This is a genomic window from Lactobacillus sp. A27 (assembly GCF_016742815.1).
Taxonomy (GTDB): Bacteria; Bacillota; Bacilli; order Lactobacillales; family Lactobacillaceae; genus Lactobacillus; species Lactobacillus gallinarum.
Genome location: NZ_JAEHNT010000001.1, coordinates 25,434 through 49,999, shown reverse-complemented (window position 1 = coordinate 49,999; position 24,566 = coordinate 25,434). Strand labels below are relative to the sequence as shown.

Sequence of the window (24,566 nt, the reverse complement as noted above, 5' to 3'; positions counted from 1 at the left end):
TGGTTAGCAACGGGTAATTATTTATTACTTTTCAAATTTCTTGCCCCATGCCCATGGATCTTCGTGCCAGGTCTTCAAGACATTGTATTGTTTGCTTGAGATATGGCCTGATTCATTTTCCTTCTTAAGAAGTTCTGGGTAAGAAAGAAGTGGAGCATATTTAACGCCGCTCTTGGCAAAGTTTTCTTTTGCGTCTGGCAAGTAGTAGGTGAAGATTGAAGATACGCCGATTACGTTGCCACCGTCTTTTTCAGTTGCCTTAACAGCGTTCAAAACTGAACCACCAGTAGTGATCAAGTCGTCGATTAAAACAATCTTATCATCCTTTGAGAAACGACCTTCAATTTGACGACCCTTACCGTGATCCTTTGGCTTTGGACGAACATAAATCATTGGAAGGTGTAACTTGTCAGCAACCCAAGCTGCGTGAGGGATACCGGCAGTAGCGACACCACCGATGATGGTTGCTTCAGGAAATTCTTTTGCAATTAAGTTAGCTAAGTCACTGGCAATCATGTCGCGTAATTCTGGGTAAGATACAGTCAAACGCAAGTCAGTGTAGATTGGTGAAAGCATCCCACTAGCATAAGTAAATGGCTTGTCAGGTGAGATAGTGATGATTTTTTCTTGGATAAGTTGAGAAATAGTTTGATCTTTATGCATTTTAGTTAAACTCCTTCTTGATTGCTTCATATGCGGCTTCTGGATCACTGGCTAAAGTGATAGGGCGGCCAACGACGATTGCGCTTGAACCCCATGCCTTGGCATCGGCTGGTGTTGCGACCCTTGATTGGTCATCCTTGGCGTTGCCCTTTGGACGAATACCAGGAGTTACGTACAGGAAGTCATCACCGATTGCTTCGTGCAATTCTTTTACTTCAAGTGGTGAGCAGATAACACCATCAGCACCAGAATTTTTAGCCATCTTTGCAAGGCTGAGTACTTGTTTATCCATTGGTAAAGAACAGTTTTGTTCGTGGGCTAAAACTTCGTCTGAAATTGAAGTCAATTCAGTTACGGCTAAAAGTTCTGGTACGCTGTGACTAGCAGGTGTTCCTGCAATTAAACCATCTTTAGCGGCCTTGATCATTTGGCTGCCACCAAGTGCGTGAACCGTAGTAAAGGTGATGCCGAGTTTTGCCAAAGCCTTTGCACCGTTATAAACAGTGTTTGGAATGTCATGCATCTTAAGGTCTAAGAAGATCTTGTAGCCTTGATCAGCTAATTTTTTAACTACATCAATGCCGGCATTATAGAACAATTCCATGCCAACTTTGATAAAAACATTTTCCGGTTTGCCTAGTTTTGACAAAATTTCGTGTAATTTTTCTTCATTGTCCAAATCGAGGGCAACGATAACAGGTCTAGTCATTTTTCCTCCACAAAAAAAGTCTATACGTGGCGCAGAGAGACACCAGGTATAGACTTTCCCCAGATAATTTAAGTCAATATTTTGAACTTGCGGTCTCTCTGTACCGTTTAAAGTTTGATCAAAACGAAGTTTAACACCATCGAAAATAAAATACAAATAAAATTTTAGACTTTTAAAAATCAAAAAAGGCGTGTACAATCTGTTCTAAAAAATAAGCGAATGTCCGTGAGCATTCATTTTTGGAGGAAAATTATGACAAATACACGCGTAAAGTTACCAGGATTAAATTTGAAGAACCCGGTGATGCCAGCAAGTGGTACCTTTGGTTTTGGCGATGTGCCAGCAGCTAAGAAGTTCGATTTGAATGACTTAGGTGCAATGGTAATTAAGACAACCACGCCACACGCAACAACAGGTAATCCGCAACCTCAGATCGCTGTTTTAGACGATGGGGTACTTAACTCAGTTGGTTTAACTAATCCTGGTGTTGACGCAGTAATTAGTGAAAAATTAACACCGCTTAGAAAGCAATATCCAGACTTGCCAATTATGGCTAGTGTGGGTGGCGACAGTGAAGATGACTATGTTGAAGTTGCAAAGAAGTTATCTGATTCAGGATTAGTCAACGCACTAGAGATCAACGTTTCTTGCCCTAACGTTGATCGCGGCGGCATGAGTTTTGGTGTGCATCCCGACGTAGTTGAAGAATTAACCAAAAAAATCAAAAACGTGGTTAACGTTCCAATCTACGTCAAATTAACGCCAAACGTAACTGATGTCGTTACTATCGCAAAAGCTGCCGAAAAGGGCGGTGCAGATGGTATTTCCATGATCAACACTTTGCTTGGCATGGAAATCGATGTGAAAACTAGAAAGCCAGTCCTTGGTCACAATATGGGCGGTTTGTCAGGTGAAGCTGTGAGACCGGTTGCTCTTCGCATGATTGCGCAGGTTCACCAAGCAGTCGATTTACCAATCATTGGTATGGGTGGAATTAGCTCAGCTGAAGACGTCGTTAAATTCATGCTTGCCGGTGCAAGTGCCGTAGCAGTAGGTACTGCACACTTCCACGACAGCATCGCATCCAAGCATATCGCTGATAGTTTACCTGCAGAACTTGAAGAATTAGGCGTCGATGATATCAATGATTTAGTTGGACAAGTTAAACTTAATTAATCCCTTGACAAACGCTGTCATTTACAGTAACTTTAAAGCAATGAATGTCCTTTAAAATTAGTCCCGTGAGGCTAGCAAGGCAGGCTTAAATTAAGTTTCGACTTTACAGAAAGCTCCTAGTCTCAGAGAAGAATGGGAGCTTTTTTAATGGGCAAAAATTAGGAGGCTATTAAATTGGCAAAAGAAATTTGGGATGCACTTGCAATGAAGCGTGCGCTTACGCGTATTACTTACGAAATCATCGAACAAAATAAGGGTACCGATGATCTAGTATTAGTTGGAATTAAGACGCGTGGCGTTTACTTGGCTAATCGCATCCATGACAGAATTCAAAAACTTGAAGGTGTTGATGTTCCAGTTGGTCAACTTGACATCACCCTTTACCGTGATGATCGTCATGATGCATCCTTAAAGCAAGATCCAGTTGTTAACTCTGATCAAGTTGGTGTTAACATCGATGACAAGCACGTTGTCTTGATCGACGATGTTATTTACACTGGTAGAACAATTAGAGCTGCGATGGATGCTTTGATGCACGTTGGTCGACCAAGTTCGATCAGAGTGGCAGTTTTGGTTGACCGTGGTCACCGTGAATTGCCAATCCGTGCCGACTTTGTTGGTAAAAACATTCCAACTTCTGCCGACGAACAAGTCGCTGTTAATGTAGTTGAAAAGGACGGCAAAGATTCAGTTGAATTGAAGGCTTTGCCAAAATAAAAAATAGAAAAAGTAAATAATTCAACCATTTAATTGACTCCAGAGAGGGCCAGAAGGGTTGCTTAGTTTTTCGTATACAAAAGTGCGAAGAAAAAGCCTGGAGCAATTAAATGCTTCAGGCTTTTTTGATAGAAAGAATAGAAAATGGAAAATTTAAATCTTGTCAGTTTACCACATTTTGTTAGTGTTGAAAATTTGCATGTCGATGAAGTTGAAGCTTTAATCAAACGAGCTGAATACTTCAAAAAGGGCGGCGCAACACCTCGCTTAACTAAGCCGGTTTACGTAACCAACATGTTTTTCGAAGACTCAAGCAGAACGCATACGAGTTTTGAAATGGCTGAAAGAAAATTGGGCTTAACAGTTATCCCATTTGATCCAGCTCACTCATCTGTTAACAAAGGTGAAACTTTATACGACACTTCATTAATCATGAACGCTTTGGGCGTCGATCTTGAAGTGATCCGCCACTCACAAAATGAATACTACAACGATTTGATCAACTTGAAAGAACACCAACACTTAAACATCGGTGTGATCAACGCAGGTGATGGCAGCGGCCAACACCCAAGTCAATGTATGCTCGACATGATGACTATTCACGAACACTTCGGCCACTTTAAGGGCTTGAAGGTAGCCATCGTCGGCGACATCACTAACTCAAGAGTAGCTAAGAGTAACATGGAACTTCTTACTAGATTAGGTGCAGAAGTTTACTTCTCAGGTCCAAGCTACTGGTACGACAAAAAATTTGATAAATACGGCAAGTATGAAGAATTAGATAAATTAATCCCTGACATGGATGTCATGATGCTTTTAAGAGTACAACATGAACGTCACGCAGGTGATCCTAATGAAAAGAAATTTGATGCTAAAGCTTACCATGAAAAATACGGCATCAACCATAAACGTTACAACGAATTAAAGCCTGACACAATCATCATGCATCCAGGTCCAATCAACCACGACGTTGAACTTAGCGGTGACTTGGTAGAAAGCGACAAGTGCATGTTTGTCCGTCAAATGCAAAATGGTGTATTTATGAGAATGGCCATGATTGAAGCAGTATTACGCGGAAGAAAGCTCGGAGGTCTCGAATAATGACAACAGTAATTAAGAACGGTACCGTTTATCAAAATGGTCACTTAGTTAAAGCAGACGTTTTAATTGAAAATGACAAAATTAAGGCAATCGGTACTGATTTAACAGGCGATAAAGTAATTGATACCAAAGGCAAGTTGGTCAGCCCAGGTTTAGTTGATGTCCACGTTCACTACCGTGATCCTGGTCAAACATATAAGGAAGATATTAGAACAGGTAGTGAAGCAGCTGCTCGCGGCGGCTTTACCACAGTAGGTGCTATGCCTAACGTAACTCCTGTGCCTAACACTCCAGAATTAATGGAGAAAATGGTTGAGGAAAACAAGGAAAAAGGCGTAGTTCACATTTTCCAATATGGTCCAATCACCAATGATGAGACAACCGATGTCATTCCTGACTATGCAGCCTTGAAAAAAGCTGGTGCCTTTGCTTTGAGTAACGATGGCCACGGTGTACAAACAGCTCAAACCATGTACTTGGCTATGCAAAAAGCTAAGGAAAATAACTTGATCGTTGCGACCCACGCACAAGACGATTCACTCTTTAATCACGGTACCGTTAACGCAGGTAAGACTGCGGAAAGATTGAACTTACCACCTGTCACTGAACTTGCTGAAACCACGCAAATTGCTCGTGACTTGCTCTTGGCTCAAAAGACTGGCGTTCACTACCACATCTGCCACGTTTCAACTAAGACTAGCGTTGAACTTGTCCGCATGGCAAAGGCTCGCGGAATCAATGTTACTTGTGAAGTTGCTCCTCACCACATTCTTTTAACTGGTGACGATATTCCAAAAGACAACGGCTACTTCAAGATGAACCCACCACTAAGAACTAAGGAAGATCAAGCAGCACTTTTAGTAGGACTTCTTGATGGCACAATTGATCTGATTGCTACTGACCATGCGCCTCATGCTAAGAAAGAAAAGCAAGGCGGAATGAAAGGTGCGGCTTTTGGTATCACAGGTAGTGAAACTGCTTTCAGTACGCTATATACTAAGTTTGTAAAGAACGAAAAGGTCTTTACTCTCGAACAATTATTGTCATGGCTTAGCGATAAACCAGCTAAGACCTTTGGTCTTAAAGACGTCGGCGTTCTTGAACCAGGCAAGCCAGCTGATATCGCAATCTTTGATTTGGAACATGAAAAAGAAATCAAGGAAGCAGACTTCAAGTCTAAGGGAGTTAACACTCCATTTACTGGTCATAAGGTTTATGGCTCAACTGTGATGACAATGGTTGATGGTAAGGTTGTATACCAGGAAGGAGCAGAGTAAATGTCAATGCGCTATTTAATTTTAGAAGACGGCAGTGTTTATGCCGGTGAAGGCTTTGGCGCCGATTGTGAAACAACCGGTGAAGTTGTATTCACAACAGGGATGACCGGCTATCAAGAAGCAATTACTGATCAAAGTTATGCAGACCAAATTTTGGTTTTCACTAACCCATTGATCGGCAACTACGGTATTACCTTAGCCGACTATGAATCACTTGAACCAAAGATCAAGGGTGTGATTTGCCACCAAGTAGCACGTCACCCAGATAACTGGAGAATGCAAACTACTTTGCCTAAATTCTTAGAGCACTTGGATATCCCAGGTATTCAAGGCATCGATACACGTGCTTTAGTTAAAAAGCTCCGTGTTCACGGTACTTTAAGAGGTAAGATTGTAGATTCTAAGGAAGATGCAGAAAAGATCACCAAGATTTTACAAACTGAAAATGTAACTCAAGGCATAATCAGCCGCGTATCAACTAAGAGTCCATATCCGGTTCCAGGTTCAAAGCGCAACATCGTAGTGATCGACTTTGGTATCAAGCACAGTATTTTACGTGAACTTGCCGAACGTGACTGTAACTGTATCGTCTTGCCATATACTGCAACTGCTGAAGAAGTCTTAAACCTTCATCCAGATGGTGTTCTTCTTTCAAACGGCCCTGGTGACCCAGAAGAAATGGCCGCAAATGGTGCTACCAACATGGTTCGTGAAGTAGAAAAATATGTGCCATTGATGGGTATTTGTATGGGACACCAAGTCTTTGCTTTAGCCAACGGTGCTAATACCTACAAGATGAAGTTCGGTCACCGTGGTTTCAACCATCCAGTTCGTGAAATTGCTACGGGCAACATCGGCTTTACTTCACAAAACCACGGCTATGCTGTAGATGCTGACTCAGTTGATAAAGACAACTTAATGATTACTCACGTTGAAGTAAACGACGGTACTGTTGAAGGTCTTCGCCACAAAAAGTATCCAGCATTTTCAGTACAGTTCCACCCAGATGCAACTCCAGGACCACACGATGAGGTTTCATTATTTGATGACTTTATGTCAATGATTGACCAAAGAAAGGAAGAAGAGCGTCATGCCTAAGAGAAAAGATATTCATAAGATTATGGTGATTGGTTCTGGTCCAATTATTATTGGTCAGGCCGCAGAATTTGACTATTCTGGTACTCAAGCTTGTTTGGCTCTTCGCGAAGAAGGTTACGAAGTTGTTTTGGTTAACTCCAACCCAGCAACTATTATGACTGATACGACAATCGCTGACAAAGTCTACATTGAACCTTTGACTGTTGAATCAATTTCAAGAATCATCCGTCAAGAATACCCAGATGCTATTTTGCCAACCTTGGGTGGTCAAGTAGGTTTGAATATGGCATTGGCTCTTGCAAAAACTGGTATCTTGGATGAACTTCACATTGAACTTTTGGGTACTAAGCTTGATTCAATTGAACAAGCTGAAGACCGTGAAAAGTTCAAGGAATTATGTAAGAAGTTAGGCGAACCTGTGCCACCATCAAAGACTGTTAATACAGTTGAAGATGCTTTGGCATTTGGTGACGAAATCGGCTACCCAATCATTGTACGTCCTGCCTTCACAATGGGTGGTACTGGTGGTGGTATTTGTCACAACCGTGAAGAATTAGCTGAAATTGCAAAGAATGGTTTGGAACTTTCACCAGTAACTGAATGTTTGATTGAAAAATCCATTGCTGGTTACAAGGAAATCGAATTTGAAGTAATGCGTGACCACGATGACAATGCGATGATCGTCTGCTGTATGGAAAACTTCGATCCAGTTGGTATTCACACCGGTGACTCAATTGTCTTCTCACCAAGTCAAACCTTGTCAGACAAGGAATACCAAATGCTTCGTGATTGTTCACTCCGTTTGATTCGTGCGCTTAAGATTGAAGGGGGATGTAACGTACAGCTTGCCCTTGATCCTAACAGCTTTAACTATGACGTTATCGAAGTTAATCCAAGAGTTTCTAGATCAAGTGCCTTGGCTTCAAAGGCTACTGGTTATCCAATTGCTAAGATGGCTGCCAAGATTGCCGTTGGTATGACTTTGGACGAAATCAAGAATCCTGTAACTGGTACTACTTATGCCGAATTTGAACCAGCTCTTGATTACGTTGTCTGCAAGATCCCTCGCTGGCCATTCGATAAGTTCCCTAAGGCTGACAGAGTTTTAGGTACTCAAATGAAGGCTACCGGTGAAGTTATGGCCATCGGTAGAACTGCAGAAGAAGCTATGCAAAAGGCTGTTAGATCTCTTGAAATCGATGAAAAGGATCTTTACTCTGAAGAAACTCATGTAGCTAGTGATGATAAGCTTGAACAAAAACTAGTAAAAGCACAAGACGACCGTTTATTCTACTTAGCTGAAGCATTCAGACGTGGCTATACATTGGAAGATGTGCATGAATTAACTAAGATTAACTTCTACTTCTTGGATATCGTAAAGCACATGGTTGAAATGGAAAAGACTTTGCAAGAAAACAAAGACGATGTAGATACACTGCGCCTTGCTAAGAAATACGGCTTTAGCGATCCAACCATTGCCAACTTGTGGGGCGAAACCGCAGATGATGTAAGAAACTTCAGAAAAGCTAACGGCATCATCCCAGTCTACAAGATGGTTGATACCTGTGCCGCAGAATTTGAATCAAAGACCCCATACTTCTACTCAACTTATGATGCAGAAAACGAATCACATAAGTCAGGTAAGAAATCAGTTGTCGTAATTGGTTCAGGCCCAATCAGAATCGGTCAAGGTGTAGAATTTGACTACGCAACTGTTCACTGTGTTAAGGCTTTACAAAAGATGGGTTATGAAGCTATTGTTATTAACTCAAACCCTGAGACTGTTTCAACTGACTTCTCAGTCTCTGACAAGCTTTACTTTGAACCATTGACTCTTGAAGATGTTTTGAACGTCTGTGACTTGGAAAAGCCAGTAGGTACAATCGTTCAATTCGGTGGTCAAACTTCAATCAACTTGGCAGCTGGTCTTGAAAAGCATGGCGTTAAGATCTTGGGTACCGAGGTTAAGGACGTTAACCGTGCAGAAGACCGTGAGTTATTCGATGAAATCATCAAGGACTTGAAGCTTAACCAACCAAAGGGTTTAACTGCAACTACTCACGAAGGCGTTATCGAAGCTGCAGAAAAATTAGGCTACCCAGTTTTGGTTCGTCCAAGTTATGTCTTGGGTGGTAAGGCAATGGAAATTGTCTACAGCAAGGATGAACTTGAAGAATACTTGCAAGACCACGTAGATATTGCGGCTGATCACCCGATCTTGGTCGATGACTACTTGGATGGTCGTGAATGTGATGTTGATGCGATCTGTGACGGTAAGGATGTGCTTTTACCAGGTATTATGGAACACATCGAACACGCTGGTGTTCACTCAGGTGACTCAATGGCAGTTTACCCACCACAAACCTTCACTGAAGAAGTTAAGGAAAAGATTACCGACGTAACTAGAAAATTGGCTTTGACTCTGAACTGTGTCGGTATCATGAACATTCAGTTCATCGTGCGCGACGGCGAAGTTTATGTAATCGAAGTAAACCCACGTGCAAGTAGAACTGTTCCATTCTTGAGTAAGATTACTGGTATTGAAATGGCTCAAGTTGCTACGCGTGTAATTATGGGTGAAACCTTGGCTGAACAAGGCTACAGTGATGGCTTGGCACCAGAACCTGATATGATCTCAGTTAAGGCACCAGTCTTCAGCTTTAGTAAGTTAGCTGATGTTGACTCATACCTTGGACCAGAAATGAAATCGACTGGTGAAGTAATGGGTAGTGATCATACTTTTGCCAAGGCATTATACAAGGCATTTGCGGGTGCTAAGATGCAACTACCTGAGAATGGCAATGTTCTTCTTACTATTGAAGATAGAGATAAAGAAAAGATTTTGCCAATTGCGAAGCGCTTTGCACGAATTGGTTACAGAATCTTTGCAACTAAGGGTACAGCCAACTTCCTTAAAAAGAACGACTTGCACGTAGAACTCGTGACGAAAGTACATGATGATGAGCATGCTGACGATAACATCCTGAACGAATTACGCGATGGTCAAATTGATTTAGTGATCAATACGATGGGACATGATATTGAAAAGAATTCAGATGGCTTCATTATTAGACAAATGGCAATCCAACAAAACGTTCCGTTATTAACAGCTTTGGACACTGCGGATGCCTTGCTTAAATCGCTAGAAAATATATCATTTGCGACTAAGAGTTTGGATTAAAGGTAAATAAGAAGTAAAAAAGATGATCGAAAGATCATCTTTTTTAACTCGCACTTGTTTTTCGTTTGCAACGTATCCGCTTTCATTGATACAATGCTCCTTGTGACTTTTTTACAAATATAGGGGAGAAAAATAATGAGTTATTTATTTCTATTCATTCCAGCAATCGGCTGGGGACTTATGCCGATGTTCGTTGCTGGGGTCAAGAAGAGTAACATTTACCACCAAATTTTAGGTACTGTGCTCGGTGCATTTATCTTTGGTGCTGTAATGACTCTCATTAAACGTCCAACTTTTGATGGCACTACATTTATGTTAGCAATGCTTGCTGGAGCTGCCTGGGTAATTGGTCAGGTCGGACAGTATTACAGTTATTCTAAAGTTGGTGTTTCTGAAACAATGCCAATTTCAACCGGTTTGCAATTAATTGGTGTACCACTTGTCGGAGTATTAATCTTCGGCGAATGGGCAAGTACACAATCTAAGATCTTTGGTTTCTTAGGAATTTTGGCCTTGATCATCGGTGTTGCATGTACTTCATTGACTGATAAGGGTACTGCCGAAGGTGGCAAGAAGAACCAAACAACTACTATGATTGTTTTGGTTTTGACTACTTTGGGTTACATCACATCAAGCTCAATTCCTAAGGCTTTGAAGGGTGATAACACCATGATTTTCTTCGGTGAAACCATTGGTATGTTGATCACCACTGTGATTTACTTACTTGCAACTAAGAAAATTGACGTTGTTAAAGAAAAGGAAAGCTACCAAGTTATTCCTGCAGGTTTGATTTATGCCGTAGCTGCACTTGCATATATCGTTTCAGTAAAGATGAACGGTGTTAACTTAGCTTTCGTTATGTCACAACTTTGCGTGGTTATTTCAACTCTTGGTGGTATTATCTTCTTACATGAACAAAAGACCAAGAAGGGTTACATCTATACTGCAATTGGTTTGGTATTAATTGTGGCTGGTGCTGTCTTAACTTCAGTATTTTAACAAATTGGCAACAGATATCTAATTTAGATATTTGTTGCTTTTTTTATCTACTTAGTAAGCAAATGAATTAAAATAGTAAGAAACAAGAAAAGTAAAAGTTAGGAGCCTCTTCTATGAATGACAACGTTGTATATGTAATCTGTGCACGGCGATATGCTAAAAATGGTGAAGTAATTGAACAAAACGTCCATGTTTATAGTTCATATCAAAATGTGATTGCCGCCTTTAAGCCATTTTTAGATATGCCAAATAAAGAAGTACATATGAATGGCAAAGATGAAATGCTGCAAGTAAGAATCTATGATCCTGCTAATGAATTTTTGACTAGATATCGTTTCGATATCTATGAAAAGAAAATCGATAATTTCTTTCCAGGAGGAACGGAACATGTTTAATAAAGAAGAAGCGTTAAAAAAGTTAAGCGAAGAAGAATACAACGTTACCCAAAAAGCTGCGACCGAGTACCCTTTTACAGGAAAATATGATAATTTTTATGACAAAGGAATCTACGTTGATGTGGTGTCCGGTGAGCCACTTTTTTCTAGTGAAGATAAATATGATGCAGGGTGCGGCTGGCCCAGCTTTACTAAACCGATTAAGAAATTGGCATATCATCGCGATCAATCTCATGGCATGGAACGAACAGAAGTGAAAAGCCCTGAAGCTGATTCACATTTGGGCCATGTCTTTACCGATGGACCAGTTGACAAAGGCGGATTGCGATACTGCATTAATTCGGCTGCGTTAAAATTTATTCCGTATGATAAGCTTGATCAGGCTGGATACGGAGAATATAAAAAAATATTTAAATAATAAAAAAGACAGGTATTCCAATACGAATATCTGTCTCTTTATTTACTATTAATTATTTTTCGTAAAACTTAATCTCGGTATTAGCTAAATCAATTGTGTAGGTCTCATCTTCAAGTGGACGCTTAGTCATGCCCTGATCAGTTGAGTAGATGATTAAAGCAAGTTTGCTACCAGATGGGATAGTGTAGTAGGTAGGTTGAAGCAAGAAGTCTAAGTCATAAAACTTATCGGCATCGATTGCTTCAGGTTTCTTCATATCCTTAAAGTTTTGTAAATTCATGTGAGCCTTAGTGATTAACTTAGCCTTGGTCTTTTTATCTGGAACAAATTCTTGCAAGGTATCAGTACCAAAACGGTAGCCTAATTCTTGTCCGCCGCGCATTAAGAACCTAGGAGTAGCAGTTAATCGTTGTCTTTCACCAAGTTCAACTAAAGCAACGGAAATTTCACCCTTTGGAAGGCTACCAGAGACTCTTACTTTGACTTCTGGGCGACCCACGATCGTAGTAGGATGAATAAATTCATCTGTTTCAAAACGTAGGCTTGGTTTAGCCCATTTTTCATCGCCACAGATAAACTTGTATTGCCAGTCGCTTTCTGAGATGCCAGATTTCTTAAATTCAGTGCCACCAACATCGGTGAAGCTCATCTTTGCCTTGCCGTTACCATCTTGGTAAAGTTCATGGTCATCTGTTGGATAGTAGATCTTTTCTTGACCTAATTCATCGCTCCAGTCTTTTTCTTCATGCCACTTATCAGCTTGCAGGTTATCTTGAATCATGACTGTTGGCCATTGATTGTAGGCATTGTTTTCAAGACCGAGCAACTCATGAACAAACCAAAGATTCATTAAATCTGTGAAGTCGATTGAGACAAAATTGTTCATGTTGTAGTGAGGGCCTTGGTGCAAGAAGAGATGATGCTTCATTGGCATCTTGGATACTAGCTGCCAGATCTTGTAGACGTTTTTTGGCTTAACGTTCCAGTCGTTTAAACCGTGAACTGAGATCCAGGAACATTTGATGCCATCAGCGTGGTGGCGGTAGTTTCTAGCTTCCCAGAAGTCAGAGTATTGACCAGTTTCACGGTCTTCTTTTTCAAGTAATTCCTTTTGCATCTTGTCGTATTCTGGCTTGATCTTGAGGTAGGAACCTGCATCCCACAAGTTAGATTGACAAGTTTCAGCCAAAAGGTCGAGGTCTTCACCTTGGCAAGCCTCAGGAGCAATAACCAAACCGTGTTCACGGTAGTAGTCGTACCATGATGAAATAGCAGCTTCAGAAACAACAGTCTTCAGACCCTTGACGCCAGTAGTTGCAATAGCGATTTGCAAAGTACCCAAGTATGAACGACCAGTCATACCGATGTTGCCGTTGCACCAGTCAGCCTTAGTTTGAACAGTTCTAGTCCTGTCAGTGTAGGCAATACGATCGCCGTGAAGCCATTCGATAACTGCAGCGGCTGATTCAGTTTCTTCAGGTGCACCGGTAATTCTGACACCGTCACTGCCGCGCGTACCGATGGCACCAGCAAAGACGCTAGCAAAACCACGAGCAAGCATATATTCGTTTAATGGGTAAGATGACTTGTGAACTGCTTCTTCAGTTGCTGGGTGGCTTGAACCATCTGGCTTTTCTGCCTTAACGATTGGTGAGTGAACGTATTGTGGGTCATCCCAAGTGGTAGAATCAGAAAGATTTTCGTCAACATTGTGGTTACGCTTTTCGTTAGCAATGATTCCGCCAAAGTATGGGGATGCGGTGTAAAGTGCGGGTACTTTTAATCCCTTATTGGTTTCTGCAGGACGGAAAACAGTAACTTGGATTAAATCGCTCTTACCGTCATGATCAGTGTCAAGATCAGTTTCGACATAAACGACTTCGCGGATGACTTTGTTTGTGTCAAAAACAGGGATAGATTTGCCATTGAAGAATTTGAACTTGTTTTGACCCCAGAACTGAGTGAAGTAGCCCTTGCCTGCCATTACATCAAGCAAGATTTGTCCGTTCTTAGCACGAGTATTGAGCAAGCGGTAGAAAGCAGAAATTAACTTTTGATTATCGCTAATGTCTTGCATAAATGGCAAAGCGTTTCTTTGCATAAAACCAGTTGAATCGGCAAATTCATAGTCGTAGTGAACGTGGTAGCCGAGGAGTTGCAAAGCTACATTATAGAATTGTTCGGTGCCGATTTCTGTTGGCTTTTCTTTAAGAAAATCAGCCAAGGTCTGGTGATCGGAAACTGCAAATTCAGCAAGTTTGGCATTTTTAGCAGCGTCGGTTTTAGCTTCAGCGATCGCATTTTTAACTAATTTGGCTAAAAGACTACTGAAGTCCCAGTCTTGATAATTTTTTGGTAAGAAGTTGATATCAATTAATTCTTTAACTTGTTGTTGAAAATCAGTTTCAACATAAGCGTATTGGTTATATTTCATATTTTTCTCCTTTGTCAGTATTATTACCTTATAGTTTACCCGTTTGAAGTGAGAGAACCAATAAAAATGAAATCAATAAAGAAATATTTTAAGTAAAGTAAAAATAGTCCATAATATAAGTAATTAGATTTTATTGATATAAGGATATTTTTATGGGACTGTTCGATTTATTTAGTAAAAAACAAAAGAATGCTAATCAATCATTTTTGGCTGAGCAGCGCGGACAACAAGCAATTGCAAAAATTAATAAATTAGCTTTGCCTGAGCGCTTGAAAAAGCAAATGATCGATGCTGGGGTATTCGATATTTGGTTTAACGATGAGGATTTAGCACCGCTGGCTGCAGATATTAAAGATGAAGAAATAGTTCAATATGCAACGATTGGCATTAATGAGCATAGTGAAAATGTAATGCTTGTTTGCAGCAATCGTAATTTGATTATATTGAAGAAAAAACGTAGCGATGAACCTCAGATTATTGATTTAAAGCAGGTTAAAAGTGTCATCTTAAAGAATCAGCTTATGTATGGTGAATTATCTTTAATTGTTGGTAATCGGAGCTTAGATATTAATTCAATTAATAAAGTTCCCGCTGAGATTTTGGCCGATAATATTAAAAAGTGGTCCAAAATTGCTCAGGGTGAAGATGATGATTTTGATCAGCAGCTTGAGCAAATCAAAAAATTGAAAGAATTACTGGATCAAGGGATTTTAACAGAAGAAGAATTTCAAGCTAAAAAGAAGCAAATTCTGAAAATATAATTTTTAACAATGTCTTTTTCTTGATTATGAAGTTAGACCGTGTATAATATTTGTCTAATTATATTTAAGGAAGGACATGGTTTTATGAAGCTTATTAAAGTGAAAATCCTAACAGTCTTGTGTGGTTTGCTAACCTTAAACGGCTTAGCCATGTTGTTTTCAGGACTGATTATTCAAATGAACGAAGCAGCAGATTTTAACGCTGCACATGAATTAGTTGTAGCTAATTCCACTAATGCGATTATCTTTTTAGGTGTTGTGATGGTCCTTGGCTTTGGAGTATTGTTTTTCAATAACTGGGCCAAGATGAAGAATAAACATAGTAAATGTGTAAAATTGATTTAATGTAAAGAAACCCCTACAAGATTTCATAGAGTCTTGTAGGGGGTTATTTTTTATAACCAAGTTTGTTTAAATATATCATCTTTAAAGCCGCAGGTTAAATGTTGCTCATCTACGACAAGAGGGCGCTTAATTAACTTGCCATCTTGCGACATCATTTCTGCTGCTTCTTCAATGGTCATCGTTGGTACTTTTTCTTTTAAATTGTCCGCACGATAACGTTGACCGTGTGTATTAAAGAAGTATTTCAAACCGCGATCTTGATACTTAGTCATCCATTTAAGCAAATCGTCTTTTTTAGGCGGCTCTGCAACTAAATCTTGAAATTCATACTGAACATGATGGTCGTCCATCCATTTGCGTGCTTTTCTAGAAGTGGAGCAACGTTTATAACCGTAAAATTTAATCATAAATTACCTCATTTACTCATGTGTTGTCTGAAAAATTCGATTTCTTCATCGTTAGCGATATCTGCGATTCTGTCTTTTTGGTTAACGAAAAAGACGTGACCACGAGGATTATCTTCATCACCATAAGATTTACAAATAGCATGAACGCCGCGACCAAGCAAAAAGCCGAAAAGTGTAAATTGCATGTCGTGTAAAAAGTCGTTATTGGCAGTAATTAAAAACGTAGGCAAGAAATTGTGGTCAATGTATTTTTCTACATCCAACTGTTCATGATATTTATTAACTGCATTCTTAGTAAAGTAAAGACTTTCCACGCCTGCAAGGCTGTCTGGCGTTAAGACGAAGGATGCGGCACAGTTTAAGCCAACTGCTCTAAATTTTAAGTTAAGTGGCTTATATGAGAATAATTTAGCATAATCTGGATTGGCCAAAATGGTAACGTATTGCTCTGCCATTTGACCGCCTGCACTGTCACCAATAATGAAGACATTATTTCTGTCTAAGCGATATTCTTCTGCATGATCATCGACCCAGTGCATGTAACGATCAACATCGTCTAATTCATCTGGAAATTCTGCATGTTCTGGGGCTAAACGGTAGTTAGGATTAATAAATGCAAATCCACGCTTGGCTAACCCCATGCCATAGTATTGGTAGGTTTCTTTGGTACCATAAACCCAACCGCCACCGTGGATATTAATAATGACAGGGAAGGGTGCACTTTCTTTTTTAGGAAGATAAACATCTAATGTATGCCATTTTTCGTCTGGACCGTAAGGTAAATTGTCGATTCTTTCAACTTCTGGGATGTCATGAGGCAGATCACTGTCACGATGATCATCGCTTTTCTTACAACTACTGCGATACTCATGAAGGAAGTTTTTAATTTTATTTGTAAGTTCCATCTTCTTATTCTCTTTTCTAAAAACAAACGCTTTCACAATTAATTATACTCAAACTAAAAATAAAAAATATTTTTTTGAAAAATATGCTTGCATTTTTAAAAGATATTACCTATAATAATTTATGTTCTGTTGAGGACATACAAACATACGAAATGGTCTGGTAGCTCAGCTGGATAGAGCAACAGTCTTCTAAACTGTGGGTCGTGGGTTCGAATCTCACCCGGATCACTGATAAAAGCAATACTGCGTGTATTGCTTTTTTTGTGCTTAAAATAAGTTGATCACCATTTGACCACTAAAAATTGTATAATACAAATTCATGACAATAATTAAGTTATTCTTACATTGAAGCTTAATCTGTTGACTAAATTTGCTAACGATATTATTCTAAATTTGATTTCTTAAAAAATAAGTGTGAATTTATATTATTTTCGCATAACGGGGGAAAGAAGATTGACTACTACCAAAAAGATTATTATGAAACTGGCATGTGCAACAGCTCTTGGTGCGGCTGGCGTAGCAGTAACTCAAGTAAATAGACCACAAGTTACTGTTAATGCTGCAACTACTTCTGTAGCAGCTCGTGCTCTTGGGGTTGACGTTGCTAGTTACCAAAGTGCTGATTTATCAAGTCACGCTCAAGCTGGTTCACAATTTGCTATTGTTAAGGTAAGTGAAGGAACCTCTTATCGTAATCCAAAAGCATCTAACCAAATCTCAACAGCTATTTCTAATAATATGATGCCAATGGCATATCATTTTGCTACATTTAGTTCAAATGCTAATGCAGCAGTTGCTGAAGCAAATTACGCTATTAAGGCAGCTCAAGCATTTGGTTTGCCTAAGGGTTCATACATTGCTTGTGACTACGAAACTGGCCAAGGCAACAACATTTATGGTGGTAAGACGCCAACTGCTAACGCAATCATTGCATTCATGGACACAATCAAGGCAGCTGGTTACCAACCACTTCTTTACGCAAGTTCATCAGTTTTGCAAAACAACATTGATACCAGCAGCGTAATTGCTGAGTACCCTAACTCATTATGGGTAGCTTCATATGCTATTTCAGGTAGAATTGATAATCCTAACTTTAATTACTTCCCATCAATGGACGGTGTATCAATTTGGCAATTTACTGATAACTGGCGTGGCTTAAACGTTGACGGTAATGTTGCAGTTCTTCCATTGTCAATTGATGGAAATGTAACTTCAAACAATGGTGCTATTTCTCAAGCTCCAAGTAAGCCTGCTACTAGTTCAAAACCAGCTAACAATGAACCAACAACTACTGGCTACATTATGAAGAAGTCATACGTTTACAATAAGAAGGGTGAACGTGTAAGTGGTTCATATGCTGCATATACCAATATTAATTATTATGGTGGAGCAACTAAGCTTGATAATGGTAAGACCGCTATTAGAGTTGGCACAGACCGTTACATTATGGCAAGCAATGTTTTAGGTAACTCTCGTGTCTTAAAGCATAATGCTTATGTTTATAAGAATAATGGTTATTCTCGTGCTAGCTGGCGTGTATTAAGAAAAGGCACTCCAATTAAGACATATGGTTCAAAATTCCACATTAATGGTAAGAGCTATTACCGTATTGGTAAAAACATGTATGTTAAGTGTGGTAACTTTTAATTAATAAAAAATAAATAGAAGCGCAAGTGAATTCGTTTATCAGAATTTGCTTGCGCTTTTTTGTGTTGGCAAGATATGATTATTTCAAATAAGTTGGAAAAAGTAAGGAGGGAAATAATGAAAAAGAAACTTCTAAACTTAATAGGAATACTTAGTTTAATAAGTATTTTTGTAATTTGGGCTCAACCTGTAAAGGCTGATGTTGATTATGACATTACTGATATGAATGTTACTGCTAAGGTTAATCGTGATGGTTCAGTTATGATCCATCGAAAGATATATTATGATTTTGACAGCGATGCACATGGCGTTTTTTATCGACAAAATTTAACGCAAAAACAGCAAATTAAGGATATTCAAGTAAAGGTAAATAATCAACTGGTGGTTGCTGCAAATAACGAGAAAAATAATACTTATCAATTAACCAAGAAAGATAATTCCTATAGGTTTAAGGTTTTTCATCGAATTTCGGAAGATAGCCGGATTAAAGTTGAATACTCTTATAAAATTTTAAATTTAATCACTAATTATAAAGATACTGCTGAATTAAATTTTAAAATTATTGGGAATGGTTGGGATACCGACATTGATCATGCTCAAGCTACAGTTGTTTTTCCTGAACCGGTAAAAGGGCTAAAAGCATGGGCTCATGGCTCGTTAGATGGCTATACTCAAGTTTTGCCACAAAAGGGTAAAGTCATTATGAAAGCAGACGGCGTAGCAGGTGATGTTGGAATCGAAGTGCATGCGATTTTCCCTACCGCTGTCACAGCAGCAAATAAAAATTTTGTTGATCAGAATAAAAAAGCAGCGATTGAAAAGCAAGAGGCGCAACTAGCCAAAGAAGCTAATGAAAGAAGAAAAAGAAAATCATACTTTGGTTGGGGCTTAGCCTTTGTTTCTTTGATTAGTGGGTTAGCAGTTATTATCAAGGGATTCTTTGGTAAAAAATTAGGTTTTAAACCTAAAAAGGAGCGGGATCTTGCTCATAATTATGAAATTCCTAATGTGGATCCAGTAACTGCTCAGGTTTTAGATAATGCTGCCTGGCCAGATACAAAGGCATTTACAGCATATTTAATGCAACTTGCTGGTAAAAAGAAAATTAAAATTGAGGAGTTTAAGACAAAGCACTTAAAGAAGGCCAATTATCGAATTTCTATTGTAGATGAAAGTATCTTAGATGATGATTTGTTATATTTTCTCTTTAAACAGGTAGGAGATGGAAAATCTTTTACAACCAAGGGATTAAGGAATTATACTTCCAGAAAATTAGGCAAAAAATTCGATAGCTGGTGCAAGAAAAGATATAAACAGACCGAAAAAGATGGATTTTTAGATCATGGATTAAAAATGGTTAGAAGTCACTATCGTAGTCTAGCTATCATAGGAATTATGATTAGTATTGCTGCCTGGGCGATTGCAATATTCCAACTTGGTTCATCTACAGCTAGTGTTGTTGGTGGTGGAATTTTACTAATTATCATTGAATTTATCGCTTTCTTTATCGGCAATAATAAGATTAGTCTGTATACAAAAAAAGGCGCGCTTGAAACTGGTCAAGTGCGTGGATTTGAAAAGATGTTAGATGACATTGGCAGATTTAAAATGAAAGATATCGGTGACCTGATTTTATGGGAAGATATTATGCCATACGCGGTTGCCTTTGGTTTGTCAAAAAAAGTTTTAAAGCAATTAAGACTTGAATTCTCTGAAGATGAATTGAATGCGACTGGCTTCATCGTTGGCAGTTCTTTCTATAGTACGGGTAGTGATGGCTTTGAAAGAAACTTTACTAGTAGTTTTTCTGAAGGTGTATCTTATGGTTCGTCGTCCTCATCTGGCGGCAGTGGCGGCTTTTCCGGTGGCTCCTCCGGCGGTGTAGGTAGCGGCAGCGGCGGAGGTGCTTTTTAATCGGAGAATTTTAGAAACAAAGCGATGAAAAAACTTGTATAATTAAAGGAAAAAAGAAAGAAGGATGAATTATGCCATTTGTACACATTGAATTAATTAAAGGTCGTTCTGACGAACAAATTACTAACTTAATGAAGGATGTTACTGAAGCCGTTCATAAAAATACAGGCGCTCCTAAGGAACATATTCATGTCATTATTAATGAATTAGGTAAGCATTCATACGGTCAAGGCGGAGAATGGAGGGCTTAATAATTTGAAGATAATCTTTTGCATCGGCGAAAGATTATTTTTTCGTTTTAGGATTAGGGGATAAATATGACGCAATTAACTGATGAAATGTTTCAAATTTTTGATCAACCAGAATTTTCTTTTAAGAAGATCAAAATGCAGCACACTGAAGCAGAAGTGGCAGAATTAAAGGACAAATTTAAAGGCGTATGGCAAACTTGGAAGGCTGTTAATCAGGTTGTAGCAAAAAAATTGCCAGCGGGCGAATTTGCTAAAGTTCATGTAGAGAGCTGGACTAATGGTTGGAATTTGCGCGATCATTACTGGGCTTCATATCGTTTGCAAGACTTAGCAGATGCTAATCCTTGTATTGGCGTAATGCTGGATAAGAAACAATTGCAAGTATATTTGATGTTTCAGCATTATAAGAGTGAAAAAAGAAGAATGGCTCCTGAACAATATAATAAATTATTGGCTGACATTCCTAGTTGGAGTAAGCAAATTGATTTGCAAGACTGGTATATTTGGAATGGCGAAATGTCTTCTGAATTTGATAAGCATACAAAATTAAATGATTATTTAAAGCAAAGCGATATTCAGACACAATTTAAATCAGATCTCAAAGATGCAACGTTTTTGATAGGGAAATTTATTTTTAGAGATCAGCAACATGATGTTAATATGGAAGACTTTATTACACAGGCAATTATGGACTTGGCGCCATTGTATGAAAATTTGGATAAAAAATAAGGACTTACTTCGATAAAATATCGAGATAAATCCTTGATAAAATTAATTTAACTTAACTATCCAATTATATTTGTCTTCTAAATCGCCGACTTGGATGCCAAATAACGTATCATAAAGTTTTTGTGTAATTGGGCCTACTTTGGTTTCGTCACCGAAGGCATGCTTTTTACCTTGGTAGGTAAGTGAGCCGACTGGTGAAATAACTGCGGCCGTTCCCATTGCACCTGCTTCAACGAAGCGATCAACATCATCGATTGGAATTTTTGTTTCAATTGGATTAAGTCCAAGCTCTTCCGCAATCTTTAAAATTGAACGCTTAGTAATAGATGGCAAGATAGAATCTGATTTAGGTGTTTGGAATTGACCATCTTTAGTAATACCGAAGAAATTGGCACCACCAAATTCATCAATGTATTTGTGTTCTTTAGGATCCAAATAAAGAGCATCCGCAAATCCATTTTTCTTGGCAATTAATGACGGCATTAAGCTGCTGGCATAATTACCGGCAGTTTTTGCTTGGCCAGTACCGGCTGGAGCTGCACGGTCGTAATCGCTGACCTCATAAGGCATTGGCTTAAGTCCTTTAATATAAGCTCCAACTGGAGTGGCATAAATTCTAAATTGATAAGTCTAAGATGGTGACACGCCGACAATTGGCTGCATCCCCATCATGAATGGGCGAATATAGAGCGTTCCGCCAGAACCATAAGGAGGAACAAAGTCTTGGTTAGCTTTAACAACCTCCTTAACGGCTTTAATAAATTCGTCTTCAGGATAAGGCTCCATTAATAGTCGTTTTGCAGAGTTAGCCATTCTTTTAGCATTTTGTTCAGGTCTAAATAAATTAATGCCATCATCTTTTCTGCGATAAGCTTTAAGTCCTTCAAAGACCTCTTGGCCATAGTGCAGTTCTTCAGCTGCTTCATTAAAGGTAATTGATGAGTCTTGGGTTAAGTGGCCGCCTTGCCATTTACCATCTTTAAATTCATCAACCCAGCGATAAGGCAAATCGTGATACTTAAAGCCGAGTTTATTCCAGTCTAAGTCTTCGGGATGAGTTTTAGCCATAATTGTCCTCCTCGTTGTCTCAATATCATTTTTATTAGATTATAGTGAGACTTAACTTAAAAAGCAAAAGGTTTGATATATACTTAAAGTAAGTAAAAATAAAACAATATAGCTAAATTGAAAAAGTGGTGAAAATATGTACGATTATCGTAATAATATCAAAGTAATTTTAAATAAAACGGAGGCAGACGACAAAAGTTTAGCCAACAGTTTAAATGCCATCAAAGCAATTATTGCTATGGCTGATGGCGGAAATGTGGACAAACCAAAAGTAAAAAGCGCTCCAAAGAAAAATGCCAATACTCAATCAATTGCCCAACGAAATGCAGATTTGAAGCAATTTAAGCAACTATTGATGGGATTAACTAATTTAATCGAAACACCAGGGAATGAAAAAGCTAAGAAAACTTCATTGGAAGCTCTACATAAATTAACTTTTGTTCCTGGTGTGGGTAAACGTTATGGCAATGTTTTAGGCAAACTAGACCAAGCGATTCAAAAGTCAAAGACTACTAAAGAGGCAGTCAATAAAAAGATTTTTGAAGATGCGATGAAGCCTAAAGAGCAACCTAAGCGTGATTATCGTAAAGGTAGACGCTATACAGTTATCCGTGCACTTTCTGGTTGCAATTTAATTAATGATGATGGTCAAATTGTTTATCGCATTAAGGAATCACAAATTCATTCGCTTAATTTGAAAAGCGGAGATATTGTAGAAGCACTAGAAGATCGAGAGAATCCTCATTTTGAAGCTGAAATTTTGCGTGTTGTTGGCTATCGCAAATTACGTACGCGAGATTATGATCCGATTGAGGAATTTCGTTATGCGGTTGTGCAAGGTCGAACTGGACAATTGGCAATTACGCGTAATATTAAAGGACAAAAATTACGCATCAGAGGTAAGGCAATAACCATTCCAGTAGATTCAAGCTATTATCAAGGTGAAAATATTCATTTGGAAGATGGCTCAATTGTTGATTTAGCTTGGTATACTGGGGATGTTCGCATTAAGAAAAATCCTGCTGATGCCGTACAAATTCGCTGGATTTATCAAGTAGATCCACCTAAACAATCAGACCTTTCTTATAAGAAGAAAGACAAGAGCAAAGATAAAGCAGCAGAAGAATTAACTAAATTAGATATGAATCTGCACTATCAACGAGTAGGTATTGCAATTGGTGATAATCAAAACGAAGGAGTTTTAGAGGGAATAGTTAATCGTTATAATGGCATTCCGATTCCAATTGATGCCTTTGAAGGCAAAAAGAAGGTCATGGAACGCCAAATTAAAGATCTTGATATTGTGATTTTGATGACAGCATATGCTGCTCATGATGCGACTTGGAATATTCAAGAATTTGCTTCAAAATATGGGGTGAAATTTGCAGTTTCGTCATCAAAAGGTTATAGGTCATTTGAAAGAGCACTATATCGTGCGGAAAATAAATTACCTGCTTACGAGGGAACACAAACAATTGACTATAAAGAAGCAAAAGATAACTAATATCTGCTTTGTTTTTATTGATAAATTCTTTTTTAGGTAGTAAACTATAAGAGTTGTATTTGTGGAGACCTCCACATCTGCAACCGCACGGCTCGGGGTTAGAAGTCTTCTTGAGTAAGAAGCACCTCAGTTCGGCGAGTCTAAGTATTTTTTCGGAGGTGTACAAATGTACGCAATTATTAAGACCGGTGGTAAGCAATACAAAGTTGCAGAAGGCGACAGCGTATTTGTAGAAAAGCTTGATGCTGAAGAAGGTAGCTCAGTAACTTTTGACGAAGTTATCCTTGTTGCTAATGGTGACGACGTTAAGGTTGGTACTCCATTAGTAGATGGTGCTAAGGTAACTGCTAAAGTTGAAAAGCAAGGTAAGGAAAAGAAGGTTGTAACTTTCAAGTACAAGCCTAAGAAGCACTCACACAGCAAGTATGGTCACCGTCAACCTTACACTAAGGTTACAGTTGAAAAGATTGAAGCTTAATTCAGAGGTGAAATGATTATGAATATTTTAGGTATGAAATTATTTGCCCACCACAAGGGTGGCGGTTCTACTGCCAACGGTCGTAACTCAGCTGGTCGTCGTTTAGGCGCTAAGGCTGGTGACGGTCAAACTATCCACGCAGGTACTATTATTTACCGTCAACGTGGTACTAAGATTCACCCAGGCAAGAACGTAGGTCAAGGTGGAGACGACACTTTATTTGCACTTGTTAACGGCGTTGTTAAGTTTGAACGTCTTGGCAAGTACAAGAAGCAAGTTTCTGTATACCCAGCTGAAGAAGCTAAGTAATTCAGATATAAAATAAGGCGGGTAGCTAGTGCCACCCGTCTTTTTTTATGGTATTTTCCATAGCAGATTTAGTATAATTA

At 38.9% G+C, this 24,566-nt stretch carries 23 protein-coding genes, 1 tRNA gene, 1 pseudogene and 1 other annotated feature; of the genes and pseudogenes, 19 read left to right on the top strand and 6 right to left on the bottom strand.

Features of this window, described 5'->3' with window-relative positions; translation table 11 throughout:
* Positions 1-24: 24 nt before the first annotated feature.
* Positions 25-663 carry an orotate phosphoribosyltransferase gene (gene pyrE, locus JEM49_RS00260; RefSeq protein ID WP_201872978.1) on the bottom strand — a complete coding sequence of 213 codons (639 nt, stop codon included), beginning with the start codon at positions 661-663 and terminating at the stop codon, positions 25-27.
* A gap of 1 nt (position 664) precedes the next feature.
* A complete protein-coding gene (gene pyrF, locus JEM49_RS00255; protein ID WP_201872976.1) occupies positions 665-1,372 on the bottom strand; it encodes an orotidine-5'-phosphate decarboxylase in 708 nt (235 codons plus the stop codon).
* A gap of 252 nt (positions 1,373-1,624) precedes the next feature.
* On the opposite strand from pyrF, the gene JEM49_RS00250 reads away from it, so the two are divergent.
* The 9 genes from JEM49_RS00250 to msrB all read left to right on the top strand — a co-directional run bounded on the left by JEM49_RS00250 (position 1,625) and on the right by msrB (position 11,734).
* Positions 1,625-2,548 carry a dihydroorotate dehydrogenase gene (locus JEM49_RS00250; RefSeq protein WP_191335765.1) on the top strand — a complete coding sequence of 308 codons (924 nt, stop codon included), beginning with the start codon at positions 1,625-1,627 and terminating at the stop codon, positions 2,546-2,548.
* A gap of 174 nt (positions 2,549-2,722) precedes the next feature.
* Entirely contained in the window at positions 2,723-3,265 is a 543-nt protein-coding gene (pyrR, locus tag JEM49_RS00245) for a bifunctional pyr operon transcriptional regulator/uracil phosphoribosyltransferase PyrR (protein WP_025006322.1), read from the top strand.
* Between the two features lie 144 nt (positions 3,266-3,409).
* Positions 3,410-4,366: an aspartate carbamoyltransferase catalytic subunit gene (locus JEM49_RS00240; protein WP_056945465.1), complete on the top strand. Its 957-nt coding sequence runs from the start codon at positions 3,410-3,412 to the stop codon at positions 4,364-4,366.
* Complete coding sequence (locus tag JEM49_RS00235) at positions 4,366-5,643, top strand: dihydroorotase (RefSeq protein ID WP_201872975.1); 1,278 nt, start codon at positions 4,366-4,368, stop codon at positions 5,641-5,643. Before JEM49_RS00240 ends, JEM49_RS00235 begins: the two co-directional genes overlap by 1 nt.
* 6 nt (positions 5,644-5,649) lie before the next feature.
* The gene (locus JEM49_RS00230) at positions 5,650-6,741 is read left to right on the top strand and encodes a carbamoyl phosphate synthase small subunit (RefSeq protein ID WP_201873020.1); all 1,092 of its coding nucleotides are present in this window, start codon (positions 5,650-5,652) and stop codon (positions 6,739-6,741) included.
* Positions 6,734-9,922, top strand: coding sequence for a carbamoyl-phosphate synthase large subunit (carB, locus tag JEM49_RS00225; protein WP_201872970.1), 3,189 nt, complete (start codon positions 6,734-6,736; stop codon positions 9,920-9,922). The genes JEM49_RS00230 and carB overlap by 8 nt, the downstream gene beginning before the upstream one ends.
* Before the next feature lie 135 nt (positions 9,923-10,057).
* Positions 10,058-10,921: a GRP family sugar transporter gene (locus tag JEM49_RS00220; RefSeq protein ID WP_087176578.1), complete on the top strand. Its 864-nt coding sequence runs from the start codon at positions 10,058-10,060 to the stop codon at positions 10,919-10,921.
* A gap of 113 nt (positions 10,922-11,034) precedes the next feature.
* Positions 11,035-11,316: a hypothetical protein gene (locus JEM49_RS00215; RefSeq protein ID WP_056945464.1), complete on the top strand. Its 282-nt coding sequence runs from the start codon at positions 11,035-11,037 to the stop codon at positions 11,314-11,316.
* Positions 11,309-11,734, top strand: coding sequence for a peptide-methionine (R)-S-oxide reductase MsrB (gene msrB / locus JEM49_RS00210; RefSeq protein ID WP_098036615.1), 426 nt, complete (start codon positions 11,309-11,311; stop codon positions 11,732-11,734). The genes JEM49_RS00215 and msrB overlap by 8 nt, the downstream gene beginning before the upstream one ends.
* 52 nt (positions 11,735-11,786) lie before the next feature.
* Here msrB and JEM49_RS00205 read toward each other — a convergent pair whose 3' ends face one another.
* Positions 11,787-14,168: a Xaa-Pro dipeptidyl-peptidase gene (locus JEM49_RS00205; RefSeq protein WP_098044116.1), complete on the bottom strand. Its 2,382-nt coding sequence runs from the start codon at positions 14,166-14,168 to the stop codon at positions 11,787-11,789.
* A gap of 152 nt (positions 14,169-14,320) precedes the next feature.
* On the opposite strand from JEM49_RS00205, the gene JEM49_RS00200 reads away from it, so the two are divergent.
* Both JEM49_RS00200 and JEM49_RS00195 read left to right on the top strand, forming a co-directional pair.
* Positions 14,321-14,929: an SHOCT domain-containing protein gene (locus tag JEM49_RS00200; protein ID WP_201872959.1), complete on the top strand. Its 609-nt coding sequence runs from the start codon at positions 14,321-14,323 to the stop codon at positions 14,927-14,929.
* Positions 14,930-15,013: 84 nt separating this feature from the next.
* The gene (locus JEM49_RS00195) at positions 15,014-15,274 is read left to right on the top strand and encodes a hypothetical protein (RefSeq protein ID WP_087176582.1); all 261 of its coding nucleotides are present in this window, start codon (positions 15,014-15,016) and stop codon (positions 15,272-15,274) included.
* 50 nt (positions 15,275-15,324) lie between these two features.
* Here the strand turns inward: JEM49_RS00195 and JEM49_RS00190 are convergent, their stop codons facing one another.
* Both JEM49_RS00190 and JEM49_RS00185 read right to left on the bottom strand, forming a co-directional pair.
* Positions 15,325-15,681, bottom strand: coding sequence for an arsenate reductase family protein (locus JEM49_RS00190; protein ID WP_098044114.1), 357 nt, complete (start codon positions 15,679-15,681; stop codon positions 15,325-15,327).
* 8 nt (positions 15,682-15,689) lie between these two features.
* Positions 15,690-16,586: an alpha/beta hydrolase gene (locus JEM49_RS00185; protein ID WP_087235440.1), complete on the bottom strand. Its 897-nt coding sequence runs from the start codon at positions 16,584-16,586 to the stop codon at positions 15,690-15,692.
* A gap of 154 nt (positions 16,587-16,740) precedes the next feature.
* Here JEM49_RS00185 and JEM49_RS00180 point away from each other — a divergent pair.
* The 5 genes from JEM49_RS00180 to JEM49_RS00160 all read left to right on the top strand — a co-directional run bounded on the left by JEM49_RS00180 (position 16,741) and on the right by JEM49_RS00160 (position 21,127).
* Positions 16,741-16,814 (top strand) — tRNA-Arg (locus JEM49_RS00180).
* Between the two features lie 225 nt (positions 16,815-17,039).
* Positions 17,040-18,233, top strand: coding sequence for a GH25 family lysozyme (locus JEM49_RS00175; RefSeq protein WP_201872956.1), 1,194 nt, complete (start codon positions 17,040-17,042; stop codon positions 18,231-18,233).
* A gap of 117 nt (positions 18,234-18,350) precedes the next feature.
* A complete protein-coding gene (locus tag JEM49_RS00170; protein WP_201872953.1) occupies positions 18,351-20,147 on the top strand; it encodes a DUF2207 domain-containing protein in 1,797 nt (598 codons plus the stop codon).
* Positions 20,148-20,218: 71 nt separating this feature from the next.
* Positions 20,219-20,398 (top strand): 2-hydroxymuconate tautomerase, encoded by a 180-nt coding sequence (locus JEM49_RS00165; RefSeq protein ID WP_003547962.1) that lies wholly within the window; start codon positions 20,219-20,221, stop codon positions 20,396-20,398.
* Positions 20,399-20,464: 66 nt separating this feature from the next.
* Positions 20,465-21,127 (top strand): HI_0552 family protein, encoded by a 663-nt coding sequence (locus JEM49_RS00160; RefSeq protein ID WP_025005861.1) that lies wholly within the window; start codon positions 20,465-20,467, stop codon positions 21,125-21,127.
* A 42-nt stretch (positions 21,128-21,169) separates the two neighbouring features.
* Here JEM49_RS00160 and JEM49_RS00155 read toward each other — a convergent pair.
* Positions 21,170-22,195, bottom strand: a pseudogene (locus JEM49_RS00155) (branched-chain amino acid aminotransferase).
* A 136-nt stretch (positions 22,196-22,331) separates the two neighbouring features.
* Here JEM49_RS00155 and JEM49_RS00150 point away from each other — a divergent pair.
* The 3 genes from JEM49_RS00150 to rpmA all read left to right on the top strand — a co-directional run bounded on the left by JEM49_RS00150 (position 22,332) and on the right by rpmA (position 24,486).
* The gene (locus tag JEM49_RS00150) at positions 22,332-23,699 is read left to right on the top strand and encodes a DUF2325 domain-containing protein (RefSeq protein WP_025005859.1); all 1,368 of its coding nucleotides are present in this window, start codon (positions 22,332-22,334) and stop codon (positions 23,697-23,699) included.
* A 71-nt stretch (positions 23,700-23,770) separates the two neighbouring features.
* Positions 23,771-23,851, top strand: a sequence feature (ribosomal protein L21 leader region).
* A gap of 14 nt (positions 23,852-23,865) precedes the next feature.
* Positions 23,866-24,177, top strand: coding sequence for a 50S ribosomal protein L21 (gene rplU, locus JEM49_RS00145; protein WP_003627604.1), 312 nt, complete (start codon positions 23,866-23,868; stop codon positions 24,175-24,177).
* Positions 24,178-24,195: 18 nt separating this feature from the next.
* On the top strand, positions 24,196-24,486 hold the full coding sequence (rpmA, locus tag JEM49_RS00140) for a 50S ribosomal protein L27 (RefSeq protein ID WP_007125344.1): 291 nt from the start codon (positions 24,196-24,198) through the stop codon (positions 24,484-24,486).
* Positions 24,487-24,566 lie beyond the last annotated feature (80 nt).

Coding starts and splice junctions, on each gene's coding strand:
- JEM49_RS00200 (WP_201872959.1), top strand. CDS start 14,321: ATGGGACTGTTCGATTTATTTAGTAAAAAACAAAAGAATGCTAATCAA.
- JEM49_RS00150 (WP_025005859.1), top strand. CDS start 22,332: ATGTACGATTATCGTAATAATATCAAAGTAATTTTAAATAAAACGGAG.
- rpmA (WP_007125344.1), top strand. CDS start 24,196: ATGAATATTTTAGGTATGAAATTATTTGCCCACCACAAGGGTGGCGGT.
- JEM49_RS00205 (WP_098044116.1), bottom strand. CDS start 14,168: ATGAAATATAACCAATACGCTTATGTTGAAACTGATTTTCAACAACAA.
- carB (WP_201872970.1), top strand. CDS start 6,734: ATGCCTAAGAGAAAAGATATTCATAAGATTATGGTGATTGGTTCTGGT.
- JEM49_RS00250 (WP_191335765.1), top strand. CDS start 1,625: ATGACAAATACACGCGTAAAGTTACCAGGATTAAATTTGAAGAACCCG.
- JEM49_RS00160 (WP_025005861.1), top strand. CDS start 20,465: ATGACGCAATTAACTGATGAAATGTTTCAAATTTTTGATCAACCAGAA.
- JEM49_RS00170 (WP_201872953.1), top strand. CDS start 18,351: ATGAAAAAGAAACTTCTAAACTTAATAGGAATACTTAGTTTAATAAGT.
- JEM49_RS00235 (WP_201872975.1), top strand. CDS start 4,366: ATGACAACAGTAATTAAGAACGGTACCGTTTATCAAAATGGTCACTTA.
- JEM49_RS00215 (WP_056945464.1), top strand. CDS start 11,035: ATGAATGACAACGTTGTATATGTAATCTGTGCACGGCGATATGCTAAA.
- pyrF (WP_201872976.1), bottom strand. CDS start 1,372: ATGACTAGACCTGTTATCGTTGCCCTCGATTTGGACAATGAAGAAAAA.
- JEM49_RS00195 (WP_087176582.1), top strand. CDS start 15,014: ATGAAGCTTATTAAAGTGAAAATCCTAACAGTCTTGTGTGGTTTGCTA.
- rplU (WP_003627604.1), top strand. CDS start 23,866: ATGTACGCAATTATTAAGACCGGTGGTAAGCAATACAAAGTTGCAGAA.
- JEM49_RS00185 (WP_087235440.1), bottom strand. CDS start 16,586: ATGGAACTTACAAATAAAATTAAAAACTTCCTTCATGAGTATCGCAGT.
- JEM49_RS00190 (WP_098044114.1), bottom strand. CDS start 15,681: ATGATTAAATTTTACGGTTATAAACGTTGCTCCACTTCTAGAAAAGCA.
- JEM49_RS00230 (WP_201873020.1), top strand. CDS start 5,650: ATGCGCTATTTAATTTTAGAAGACGGCAGTGTTTATGCCGGTGAAGGC.
- JEM49_RS00240 (WP_056945465.1), top strand. CDS start 3,410: ATGGAAAATTTAAATCTTGTCAGTTTACCACATTTTGTTAGTGTTGAA.
- JEM49_RS00165 (WP_003547962.1), top strand. CDS start 20,219: ATGCCATTTGTACACATTGAATTAATTAAAGGTCGTTCTGACGAACAA.
- JEM49_RS00220 (WP_087176578.1), top strand. CDS start 10,058: ATGAGTTATTTATTTCTATTCATTCCAGCAATCGGCTGGGGACTTATG.
- msrB (WP_098036615.1), top strand. CDS start 11,309: ATGTTTAATAAAGAAGAAGCGTTAAAAAAGTTAAGCGAAGAAGAATAC.
- pyrE (WP_201872978.1), bottom strand. CDS start 663: ATGCATAAAGATCAAACTATTTCTCAACTTATCCAAGAAAAAATCATC.